At 69.3% G+C, this 11,723-nt stretch carries 8 protein-coding genes and 2 rRNA genes; all 10 read right to left on the reverse strand.

All coding sequences use genetic code 11. The features are described from left to right. Window positions 1-38: 38 nt before the first annotated feature. The 10 genes from K330_RS0111170 to K330_RS0111215 all read right to left on the reverse strand — a co-directional run bounded on the left by K330_RS0111170 (window position 39) and on the right by K330_RS0111215 (window position 11,432). Window positions 39-1,142: a copper transporter gene (locus K330_RS0111170; RefSeq protein WP_022921915.1), complete on the reverse strand. Its 1,104-nt coding sequence runs from the start codon at window positions 1,140-1,142 to the stop codon at window positions 39-41. Continuing rightward, window positions 1,143-2,324, reverse strand: a complete 1,182-nt coding sequence (steA, locus tag K330_RS0111175) for a putative cytokinetic ring protein SteA (protein WP_022921916.1) — start codon at window positions 2,322-2,324, stop codon at window positions 1,143-1,145. It lies immediately after the preceding gene. Continuing rightward, on the reverse strand, window positions 2,321-4,090 hold the full coding sequence (gene recN / locus K330_RS0111180) for a DNA repair protein RecN (RefSeq protein WP_022921917.1): 1,770 nt from the start codon (window positions 4,088-4,090) through the stop codon (window positions 2,321-2,323). Before recN ends, steA begins: the two co-directional genes overlap by 4 nt. Further along, window positions 4,087-5,049: an NAD kinase gene (locus tag K330_RS0111185; protein ID WP_022921918.1), complete on the reverse strand. Its 963-nt coding sequence runs from the start codon at window positions 5,047-5,049 to the stop codon at window positions 4,087-4,089. Before K330_RS0111185 ends, recN begins: the two co-directional genes overlap by 4 nt. Further along, window positions 5,046-5,894 carry a TlyA family RNA methyltransferase gene (locus tag K330_RS0111190; protein ID WP_022921919.1) on the reverse strand — a complete coding sequence of 283 codons (849 nt, stop codon included), beginning with the start codon at window positions 5,892-5,894 and terminating at the stop codon, window positions 5,046-5,048. The genes K330_RS0111185 and K330_RS0111190 overlap by 4 nt, the downstream gene beginning before the upstream one ends. Next, entirely contained in the window at window positions 5,891-6,109 is a 219-nt protein-coding gene (locus tag K330_RS0111195; RefSeq protein ID WP_022921920.1) for a hypothetical protein, read from the reverse strand. The genes K330_RS0111190 and K330_RS0111195 overlap by 4 nt, the downstream gene beginning before the upstream one ends. Further along, a complete protein-coding gene (locus K330_RS20770; protein ID WP_040658018.1) occupies window positions 6,109-6,951 on the reverse strand; it encodes an HAD-IIA family hydrolase in 843 nt (280 codons plus the stop codon). Before K330_RS20770 ends, K330_RS0111195 begins: the two co-directional genes overlap by 1 nt. Then, window positions 6,948-7,646, reverse strand: coding sequence for a tetratricopeptide repeat protein (locus tag K330_RS20775; protein ID WP_084617418.1), 699 nt, complete (start codon window positions 7,644-7,646; stop codon window positions 6,948-6,950). Before K330_RS20775 ends, K330_RS20770 begins: the two co-directional genes overlap by 4 nt. Window positions 7,647-8,093: 447 nt before the next feature. Continuing rightward, a 5S ribosomal RNA gene (rrf, locus tag K330_RS0111210) occupies window positions 8,094-8,210 on the reverse strand. A 93-nt stretch (window positions 8,211-8,303) separates the two neighbouring features. Then, window positions 8,304-11,432: ribosomal RNA gene (locus K330_RS0111215) — 23S ribosomal RNA — on the reverse strand. Window positions 11,433-11,723: the final 291 nt, after the last annotated feature.

Below are 11,723 nucleotides of genomic sequence, written 5' to 3' on the forward strand. Positions count from 1 at the left end.
CGCCGCAGCACCGGCCGTGGCGAGAGCGCCCGTCGCCGTCACGGTGCCGCGGTGCTCTGAGCGGGGTCCCCGGGGTCGGAGCCCTCGCCGGAGCCCGTGTCGTCCTGCTCGCCGGCGCCCGGCGTCCCGTTCTGCGGCAGGGGCACGCTCACGGTCCCCTCCCGCGCCGGCGGAACCGTCGGCACGGGTGCCTCGGCCAGGCGGCCCAGTCCGTAGTGGCCGACCTCGTCCTCCAGCTGCCACGCGAGCGCCAGCGCGGCGGCCAGCTGGCCGGAGAGGTGCTCGATGTTGTCCACGGTCGAGACCTGGTCCGCGAGCCCCCGGTCGGACCGGACGGCCGCCACGAGGGGGTCGAGGTTGTCCTCCCCCTCCGCCGCACGCTCCTCCGTCCCGGCGCCGGTGACGACCAGCGGCACGTCGAGGTCCGCGAGCGCGTCGACCAGGTCGAGCCGGGTCACGAGGTCCTGCTCCCCGTCCGGCTCCTGCGCCTGGGCCGCGTCGAGGTCGCCGTCCACGACCAGCAGGGCGTCGGGAGGACGACGGTCGGTGAACTCGTCGGCGGTGCCACCCCGCCAGGTGAACTCGACCAACCCGGCGTCCTCGAGCTCGGCGCCGGCGCCGAGCCAGGCCCCGAGCTGCCCCGGCTGGTCCGCCCCCGCCAGGACGGCCGCCATGACCGTCGCGGTGGTCGGCAGCTCACCGTTGCGCGGCTCGGGGACCTCGAGGGTGAGCGCCAGGTCGCCGAGCAACCCGTCGTCCGGGGTGGGGCTCGCCCACGCCTCCGTCACCTCGGCGGTCAGTGTCACGCGCCCACCGGCCCGGCCGACCTGCCGCTCGAGCTGCTCGAGGGTGTTGCGGTCGGCGCCGGGGAAGATGACGACGCCGACGCGGACGCCCTCCAGGGTCCGCTCGAGCGCCGGCCCCGCGAGCCGACCGAGCGCGGCCTCGCGGGCCTCGGCGCGCTGGTTGGCCACGTCGACCTCCCCGCGCAGGTCGGTGCGCTCCTGACGGAGCTGGCCCACCTCGCTCTCCAGCGTGGAGGACAGCCCCTCGCGCAACGGTCCTGCCCCCAGGACGATCCCCACGGCCAGGGCGATGAAGACGGCCACCAGCGAGACGACGTGATAACGGAAGTCGATCAACTAGAACAGTCCCTCTATCCAGGCCAAGACATCGTCCCATCGTACGGCGAGGACGCCGAAGAACGCCCGGCCCCCGGGTGTGACCGCCAGGGCCGCGACCAGCGCCAGCAGACCCGCGAGGGCCAGCCACACCAGGGACAGGCTGGAGATGCGGGAGCGGTAGAGCAGGCTGACGCCCTTGGCGTCGACGAGCTTGCTGCCGACGCGCAGGCGGGTCAGGAACGTGCTCGCCATACCCTGGCGCCCCTTGTCGAGGAACTCGACCAGGGTGGCGTGCGTGCCCACCGCCACGATGAGCTCGGCCCCCTTGTCGTCGGCGAGAAGCATCGCGATGTCCTCGCTGGTGCCGGGCGCCGGCAGCACGACAGCGTCGGTGATGCCCAGCGCCTCGACCCGCTCCAGGCCCGGCGCCCGGCCGTCCCGGTAGGCGTGGACGACCAGCTCCGCACCGGAGGTCAGCCCTGCGTCGGAGACGGAGTCCATGTCGCCGACGATGAGGTCGGGCCGCAACCCCTGCTCGAGCAGCGCGTCAGCCCCGCCGTCGACCCCGATCAGCACCGGCCTGGCCTCACGGATGAAGGGCCGCAGGGTCTGCAGGTCCTCCTTGTAGTGGTAGCCCCGCACCACGACGAGGGCGTAGCGCCCGGTGAGGTCGGTACGCAGCTCGGGCAGCCCGATCCCGTCGATGAGCAGCTCACGCTCGGCCCGCACGTAGTCCATGGTGTTGTGCGAGAACGCCTCGATCTGGTCCGAGAGGTTGGCGCGGGCGTCCTGCAGCTGCGCCTCCACCAGACCGGGGGTGAGGCGCACACCGCGGGCGACCACGTCACCCCCGACGACGACCTGGTGCCCCTCGACCGTGCCGGGCACCCCCTCGGCGAGCCGCATGACCTCGGGACCGCACATGTCCACGACCGGGATGCCCGCCTCGAGCAGGATCTCCGGGCCACGGTTGGGGTAGATGCCGGTCGTGCTGGGGGCGGCGTTGACCACGGCCGCCGGCCGGCAGGCCACGAGCGCGTGGGCGCTGACCTGGTCGAGGTCGTCGTGGTCGATCACGGCGATGTCCCCGGGCTGGAGGCGCTTGGTGAGGTCCTTGGTGCGGGCGTCGACGCGCAGCGGCCCCCTGACGGGCCCTGAGGGCTCGCGGTGCCCCCTCCGGGCGCGTCGCAACGTCGTCATCCGGCCATCGTCGCACGTCGGGACAGCAGTTCCCGGGCGTGCTCGAGCGCGGCGTCCGAATCGGCGACGCCGCCCAGCATGCGCGCCAGCTCGGCCTCGCGCTCCTCCCCCTCGACGGCCACCACGCCGCTGCTGGTGACCTGTCCGTCGGTGCTCTTGCGGACCACGAGGTGCCGGTCGGCGTACGCGGCCACCTGGCCCAGGTGGGTGACGACGATGACCTGGGCGCCGCCGCGGGCCAGCCGGGCCAGCCGGGCGCCCAGGTCGAGGGCGGCGCTGCCGCCGACGCCGGCGTCGACCTCGTCGAAGACGTAGGTCGGCACGCCGCCGTCACCGCAGACGAGCTCGAGGGCCAGCATCACCCGGGACAGCTCACCGCCGGAGGCGGCGCGGGTCACCGACCGGGCAGGGGCCCCGGGGTTGGCCGCGAGCCGGATCTCGACCTCGTCCAGCCCGTGCCGCCGCGGCGCGACCAGACGCCCGTCGGCCAGCGGGACGACGGTCGTCGCGGCCCCGTCCGCCGCCGACGCGTCCCCGGCCGTGCGCGGCTCCACGTGCACCGACACCTGCGCGCTGCCCATCGCCAGGTGACCCAGCTCGCGGGTCACCTCCTCCCCGACCCGTGCCGCCGTCGTGCGCCGGGCCGCGGTCAACGCCTGCCCGGTCGCCCCCACCTGGTGCCGCAGCCGCTCGGTGGCCCGCTCCAGCTCGGCGAGGTCGTCCTCGGAGACGTCGATCTCGGCCAGCTCGGCCGAGAAGGAGCGCGCGAGGTCGAGCATGGCACCGGTGGTGCCGCCGTACTTGCGCAGCAGGGTGCCCAGGTCGGCACGCCGCTGGTGCACCTCGGCGAGCCGCTGCTCGTCGACCTCGACCCCGGACCCGTAGGAGGCCAGGTCGGCGGCCAGGTCCGAGCTGAGGTAGGCGACCTCGTCCAGTCGTGCGCGCAGCGAGGCCAGCTCCTCGTCGTGGGAGGAGGCGGGTCCGAGCGCCGCCCCCGCGGCACCCAGCAACCCGGTGACGCTGGGCTGGTCCTCACCCGGGTCGTCGGCACCCACGAGCGCGTCGTGCGCGGTCAGCGCGGCGGAGCGCAGCTCCTCGGCGTGGGTCAGCCGCTCGGACTCGGCCCGCAGCAGGTCCTCCTCCCCTTCCTCGGCCTCCACCGCCGAGATCTCCTCCAGGGCACCGCGCAGCATCGCCACCCGCAGCCCGCGCTCCGCCGAGGTGCGGGTCAGCTCCTCGAGCCGCGCGCGGGAGGTGCGCCACGCCCGGTATGCCTCGTCGTAGGCGGCCAGAGCCGTCGCCACGTCCTCGCCCCCGGCCGCGTCGAGCAGCACGCGGTGCTGGTCGGCGTCGCGCAGGCGCCACTGGTCGGCCTGCCCGTGGACCGCGACCAGATGCTCGCCCACCTCGGAGAGCACGGCCACCGGGGCGCTGCGGCCGCCCACGTGGGCGCGGGACCGCCCGCCGGCGGCCACCGAGCGGACCAGGAGGAGCCCGTCGCTGGCGTCGCCGCCGGCCTCCTCGACCCGCTGCGCGGCGGGGTGACCGGCCGGCACGTCGACCTCGCCCTCGACGACCGCCTGGCGGGTCCCCGCACGCACCATGCCGGCGTCGGCCCGTGCGCCCAGGAGCAGTCCGAGGCCGCTGACGACCATCGTCTTGCCCGCTCCGGTCTCACCGGTGATGACGTTGAGACCCTCGGCCAGCTCCAGCTCGGCGTCCTCGATGACGCCGAGACCTTGGATGCGGATGCGGCGCAGCGTCATCCGGCCTCCTCGGCGGCACGGCGCGGGGCGAGCCGCGCACCGTCCGCCGGGTGGTGGGCGGGACCCCGCCAGCCGGTGACCGGGAGCGCGAACTTGGCCACGAGCCGGTCGGTGAAGGGCTCGACGGTGAAGCGCACCAGCCGCACCGGCGTCGCGGACCGTCGCACCTCGATGCGGGCGCCCGGCGGCAGCTCGACCGTGCGCCTGCCGTCGCACCACATCACCCCGTGGACGTGCGAGTGCGGCACCACCTCGACCGCCAGCCGGGTGTCGGGGCCGAGCACGAGAGGACGGGCGAAGAGGGCGTGGGCGGAGATCGGCACCAGCAGGAGCGCCTCGACCTGGGGCCACACGACAGGCCCTCCCCCGGAGAAGGCGTAGGCGGTCGACCCGGTGGGCGTGGACATGACGACGCCGTCGCAGCCCCAGGTGGACAGCGGCCGGCCGTCCACCTCGACGGCGACCTCGAGCATGCGCTCGCGCGCGGACTTCTCCACCGAGGCCTCGTTGAGCGCCCAGTTGGAGGCGACCACGACGTCCTCGTGCCAGACGTCGACCTCGAGCGTCATCCGCTCCTCCACGTGGTAGCGACCCTCCACGATGCGCTCGACGACCGTCTCGATGTCGTCCCGCTCGGCCTCGGCCAGGAACCCGACCCGCCCCATGTTCACGCCGAGCAGCGGCGTGCCCGCCGGCCGTGCGATCTCCGCACCGCGCAGGATGGTGCCGTCGCCGCCGAAGACCACCACGAGCTCGCAGCCCGAGGCGTCGACGCTGGACGGGACGGGCGACTTGGGGCTGGCGACCTGGTGCGGACCGACCACCTCGTGCGTCGGCGGGACCTCGGGGACGACCTCGACCTCGATGTCGTGCGCACCGAGGCGCTCGGCGAACTCCTCGGCCAGGTCCGGGACCTCCGGGCGCGTCGGATGGGTCACGAGCATGATGCGACGGGTCACCGGTCCTCCTCCTGGCTCAGGTCGTGGCACCGCAGCGCCAGCTCCTCGGGTGCGAGGCCCCAGCCAATCATGCCGGGCCGAACGGGCCGCAGCCACAGCAGGTACTCCACGTTGCCGGTCTCCCCCGTCACCGGTGAGCGCTCGAGCCCGAGGACCGCCAGGCCGTGGTCCCGGGCCGTTGCGACGACGACGCCGAGGGCCTGCTCGCGCGAGGCGGCAGAGCGCACGACGCCGTCAGCGGCCAGGCCGGCCCGCCCGACCTCGAACTGCGGCTTGACCAGCAGGACGACCTCGGCGTCCTCCTCGAGGAGCGCCGGCAGGACCGGGACGACGTGCCGCAGGGAGATGAAGGAGACGTCGCAGACGACGACGCCGACCCGTCCACCGACGGAGGCTGTGTCCACCTCCCGCACGTTGGTCCCGGAGAGCTCGGTGACGCGGGCGTCGGTCGAGATGCTGGGGTCCAGCTGACCGTGGCCGACGTCGAGGGCGACCGCGTGGACGGCCCCGTGCTCGAGGAGGACCTGCGTGAACCCGCCGGTGGAGGCGCCGACGTCCAGGCACCGTCGACCCTCGACCTGCAGGCCCATCGGCCGCCACGTGACCAGGGCGTGGTGCAGCTTGACCGCGCCGCGCCCCACCCATCCCCGGGTGATCCACGCGGACGCGGAGCCCTCGTCCGCGGGGGTGACGACGATGTCCTGGCCCTCGCCGACGCGGGAGGAGGACCTGGTGGTCATCGTGCCGTCGAGCAGCACCCGGCCGTCGCGGACGAGGGCCTGCGCCTGCGTGCGCGACCTGGCGAGCCCGCGGGCCACCATCGCCGCGTCCAGGCGCGCCGTCACTGTCGCGGACCGGGACGGGCCTCTCCCGGCGGCACGGGTGGCGTCGGTGGCCCGGTCAGGCGGGCCTGCAGGGCGCGGTGGGCCGCGGCCGCGGCCTCCGCCTCGGCCTGCGGGCCCTCACCGAGCGCGCGGTCGAAGGCCGCCAGGGCGTCGTCGACGGCACGGTCCCCTGTCACCGGGCGCGCGAGGTCGAGGTCAGGGTCGAGGTCGTCCATCAGTCGCTCCACAGGAACCGCAGGTCGGGGATGGTCGCGGCGACGTGGTCAGGGCGCAGCTCACGCGGCGCGTCCTCGGCCTCGGCGCGGGAGGACACCCCGGTCAGGACCAGCGCGCTGCGCAGGCCGACGGCCGCCGCCCCGGCGATGTCGGTGTCCAGCCGGTCGCCCAGCATGAGGCACTCCTCGAGGTCCAGACCCAGACGCTCCACCGCGATCCGGTATGCCGGCGCGTGCGGCTTGCCCACCACCTCGGGCAGCGTTCCGGTCGCATGGGCCACCGCGGCCACGAGGGACCCGTTGCCCATGGCGAGCCCGCGCTCGGTCGGCAGCGTGGCGTCGTCGTTGGTGGCCACCCACGCCGCCCCGGAGCGTATGGCGTAGACGGCCTCGGTGAGATCGGTGACACCCACCTGCGGTCCGTAGCCCTGCACCACGGCGGTCACCGCCAGCGGGTCGCCCGACCTCGCTCGTTCGCGGACGTCGGCCGGCGATGCCCACGGCAGACCCACCTGGTCGAGCGCGGCCCCCACGCCGACGCCACCCACCGCGAGCACGGTCGCACCACCGTCCAGGCTCAGCTCCCCGCGGTCTCGCCGGCCCGACAGCACCTCCGCCGCGACCTGCGAGGCGTTGAGCACCTCGCCCGCCTCGACCGGCACGCCGAGCCGGGAGATGTGCGCGGCCACGTCCTCGGGAGGGCGGGAGGCGTTGTTGGTCATGAACAGCAGGCGCACCCCCGCCGCCCGCGCGTCCAGCAGTCCCTCGACGGCGCCCTCGCAGGCCTGGTCGCCGCGGTAGACGACGCCGTCGAGATCGCAGAGGATGCCCCGCAGCGTCACCGCCCGGGGGTCCCGTCCACGGAGGAGGACTCACCGGCGTCCTCGTCGTCCGGCCCCTCACCCAGGTCGATGAGCTCAGGCTCCTCGTCGGCCCCCAGGAGCTCGGCCGCGTCCGTCTCCCCGAGGGAGTCCGCCTCGGCGGCGAGGCGGTACCACTCCTGCGCCTCTGCCGTCCTCCCGTCCGCCTCGAGCGCCGCGGCGTAGGCGTAGCGAAGACGGGCCGCCCACGGCGCCTGCGGGCTGCCCGCCCGGGCCAGGTCACGCAGGTGCTGCACCGCCGCAGCGGTCTGGCCCAGGTCTACGCGCGCGCCAGAGACCACGATCGCCATCTCCACGCGTTCGGCAGGCGCCAGCCGGGTGGCCTCCGGGCTCGAGGCGAGGTCGAGCGCCCGCTCGGGCCGTCCCAGTCCCCGCTCGGCGTCAGCCATGAGTGGCAGGAGGTGATCGAGGCCGGACAGCCGGCGCGCCGTGCGGAACTCGGCCAGCGCCTTCGTCCACTCACCTCGCCGGTAGTGCACGACGCCCAGCGTCTCCCGCACCCCCGCGACCCGCCCGGCACGCTTGGCCGCAGCCTGGGCGTGCGCCAGCGCGGTGTCGAAGTCCTCCTCGTCCAGCGCCCGACCGACAGCGACCAGGTGCCGGGCCGTCCCCTCGGCGTTGTCCTTGCTGAGCGTCAGCAGCTCCGCACGGAGCACCTTGTCGAGCTGGCGCGCCTCGATGTCCTCGGGGATCTCCGGCTCGCGGGTCCGGGCCGGGCGGTCCTCGCGTCCTCGGTAACCCCCGGCGGTCCGGTCGTCTCGTCCCCGGTACCCGCCCTCACGATCGTCCCGTCCTCGGTACCCGCCCTGACGGTCGTCCCGTCCTCGGTACCCCCCCTGACGGTCGTCCCGGCCCCGAGAGCCACCCGCCCCACGGTCCTCCCGTGGCCGGTCGTCGCGGCGGGCCCGGTCGTCGCGGCCGCGGCCGGGTCCACGACCGGTGCGGTCGTCGCGCCCACCCCCACGGGGACGCTCGCCGTCACGACGCTCACGACGGTCATCGCTCACGAGACACAACCTTCCTCGACACTGCTCGGGGTCCAGACATGCGAATGGGCCCCGACCGACACCGTGGTGTCGATCAGGGCCCACTCTAGAAGTTGAGTCCGGCGGTGTCCTACTCTCCCACACCGTCTCCAGTGCAGTACCATCGGCGCTGTCAGGCTTAGCTTCCGGGTTCGGAATGTGACCGGGCGTTTCCCTGACGCTATGACCGCCGTAACACTATCGAGTTCTTCGAACCATCCCGGGCCCACGCCTGGTGGGGGGTGTTCGTATCTCGAGAGACCGTACAGTGGACGCGTAACATCTTTGTTGTTTAAGTTATCGGCTTATTAGTACCGGTCAGCTCCACACATTACTGTGCTTCCACATCCGGCCTATCAACCCAGTAGTCTAGCTGGGAGCCTCTCACCCCTAAGGGGCATGGAAACCTCATCTTGAAGTGTGCTTCCCGCTTAGATGCTTTCAGCGGTTATCACGTCCGAACGTAGCTAATCAGCGGTGCTCTTGGCAGAACAACTGACACACCAGTGGTTCGTCCATCCCGGTCCTCTCGTACTAGGGACAGCTCTCCTCAAGTTTCCTACGCGCGCAGCGGATAGGGACCGAACTGTCTCACGACGTTCTAAACCCAGCTCGCGTACCGCTTTAATGGGCGAACAGCCCAACCCTTGGGACCGACTCCAGCCCCAGGATGCGACGAGCCGACATCGAGGTGCCAAACCATGCCGTCGATATGAGCTCTTGGGCAGGATCAGCCTGTTATCCCCGGGGTACCTTTTATCCGTTGAGCGACGGCGCTTCCACAAGCCACCGTCGGGTCACTAGTCCCGACTTTCGTCTCTGCTCGACATGTCTGTCTCACAGTCAAGCTCCCTTGTGCACTTACACTCGACACCTGATTGCCAACCAGGCTGAGGGAACCTTTGGGCGCCTCCGTTACCTTTTAGGAGGCAACCGCCCCAGTTAAACTACCCACCAGGCACTGTCCCTGATCCGGATCACGGACCGAGGTTAGACATCCAGAACGACCAGAGTGGTATTTCAACGATGACTCCACGAACACTGGCGTGCCCGCTTCACAGTCTCCCACCTATCCTACACAAGCCGTACCGAACACCAATACCAAGCTATAGTAAAGGTCCCGGGGTCTTTCCGTCCTGCTGCGCGTAACGAGCATCTTTACTCGTAGTGCAATTTCGCCGAGTTCGTGGTTGAGACAGTGGAGAAGTCGTTACGCCATTCGTGCAGGTCGGAACTTACCCGACAAGGAATTTCGCTACCTTAGGATGGTTATAGTTACCACCGCCGTTTACTGGCGCTTAAGTTCAGAGCTTCGCCTTACGGCTAACCCGTCCCCTTAACGTTCCAGCACCGGGCAGGCGTCAGTCCGTATACATCGTCTTGCGACTTCGCACGGACCTGTGTTTTTAGTAAACAGTCGCTTCTCCCTGGTCTCTGCGGCCGTCGACGCTAACCCGTGAAGGGTTTCACGCCTCGGGCCCCCCTTCTCCCGAAGTTACGGGGGCATTTTGCCGAATTCCTTAACCACGATTCACTCGATCGCCTTGGTATTCTCTACCTAACCACCTGAGTCGGTTTGGGGTACGGGCGGCTCGAACCTCGCTAGGAACTTTTCTAGGCAGCATAGGATCACCCTACTTCCCGCATACACGGTCACCATCAAGCCTCGGACACTGCTGGGGCGGACTTACCACTCCCCGGTCCTGCGCTCTTGGACGTGGACTACCATCGCCACGCGGAGGCTACCTTCCTGCGTCCTTCCATCGCTTACCTACTACACGCTCGGGTCACGCGTTCCACCCCCCAGCACCTCACCCGAAGGTGAGATACAGCGGGAGGCTTCAGGCGCTTAGCATCACGTGATTCGGTACTGGGCGGTTCTTCGCCGGTTCCGGAATATCAACCGGATGTCCATCGACTACGCCTGTCGGCCTCGCCTTAGGTCCCGACTTACCCAGGGCAGATTAGCTTGACCCTGGAACCCTTGGTTATTCGGCGGAGGAGTTTCTCACTCCTCATTCGCTACTCATGCCTGCATTCTCACTCGTGTCGCGTCCACACCTCGATCACTCGGATGCTTCACTCGCGACACGACGCTCCCCTACCCAGCAACACGCCTGGACCCACCCCACGAAGGGACAGGCCGAGCACTGTGTCACTGCCACAGCTTCGGTGGTGTGCTTGAGCCCCGCTACATTGTCGGCGCGGAATCACTTGACCAGTGAGCTATTACGCACTCTTTCAAGGGTGGCTGCTTCTAAGCCAACCTCCTGGTTGTCTTCGCAACTCCACATCCTTTCCCACTTAGCACACGCTTAGGGACCTTAGCTGGTGATCTGGGCTGTTTCCCTCTCGACTACGAAGCTTATCCCCCGCAGTCTCACTGCCATGCTCTCACTTACCGGCATTCGGAGTTTGGCTGACGTCAGTAACCCGGTGGGGCCCATCAGCCATCCAGTAGCTCTACCTCCGGCAAGAAACACATGACGCTGCACCTAAATGCATTTCGGGGAGAACCAGCTATCACGGAGTTTGATTGGCCTTTCACCCCTACCCACAGCTCATCCCCTCAGTTTTCAACCTAAGTGGGTTCGGGCCTCCACGCGGTCTTACCCGCGCTTCACCCTGGCCATGGGTAGATCACTCCGCTTCGGGTCTAGACCCAGCGACTCACACGCCCTGTTCGGACTCGCTTTCGCTACGGCTACCCCACACGGGTTAACCTCGCCACTGAGCACTAACTCGCAGGCTCATTCTTCAAAAGGCACGCCGTCACCAGTCCGCAGACCAGCTCCGACGGATTGTAGGCACACGGTTTCAGGAACTATTTCACTCCCCTCCCGGGGTACTTTTCACCTTTCCCTCACGGTACTTGTCCGCTATCGGTCACCAGGGAATATTTAGGCTTAGCAGGTGGTCCTGCCAGATTCGTACGGGATTTCTCGGGCCCCGTACTACTTGGGAGATGCGATACGGAGTCGAGGACATTTCGACTACCGGGGTGTCACCGACTCTGCCGGGCCTTTCCAGACCCTTCGTCTATACCCTCGATTTCTTACTCCGCACCAGCGTGGTAGCACTGGTACACGCAATCCCACAACCCCCGATCTGCAACCCCTACCAGGTATCACACAGACCAGGTTTAGCCTCTTCCGCTTTCGCTCGCCACTACTCACGGAATCACATGTTGTTTTCTCTTCCTGTGGGTACTGAGATGTTTCACTTCCCCACGTTCCCTCCACGCACCCTATATATTCAGGTGCGGGTGACAGGCGATGAAGCCTGCCGGGTTTCCCCATTCGGAAATCCTCGGATCAATGTCTGGTTATCGACTCCCCGAGGCTTATCGCAGATTCCTACGTCCTTCTTCGGTTCCTGGTGCCAAGGCATCCACCGTGCGCCCTTAAAAACTTAAAGCCACAAAGATGCTCGCGTCCACTGTACAGTTCTCAACATACGACCAGGCCCACCCCGGAAACACTCGCCCACCAGCACACACCCACCACCTCCCCCTCACAGAGAAGACAGCAGCTGCGGGTCTGGACGAACCCGGGGCCCCGGACAACCAAGGAAACCCAGCACCTCCCACACACCATGCCTCAACGGCACAGCCCGTGACAGGGCCCGATCCCTCAGGACCCAACAACGTGTCAGCACCACACCCACCACGCACCACCCAGCTTTCCCCACCCCGAAGGGCCGTACTCA

Origin of the sequence: Ornithinimicrobium pekingense DSM 21552 (genome assembly GCF_000421185.1) — a bacterium.
Lineage (GTDB): Bacteria > Actinomycetota > Actinomycetes > Actinomycetales > Dermatophilaceae > Ornithinicoccus > Ornithinicoccus pekingensis.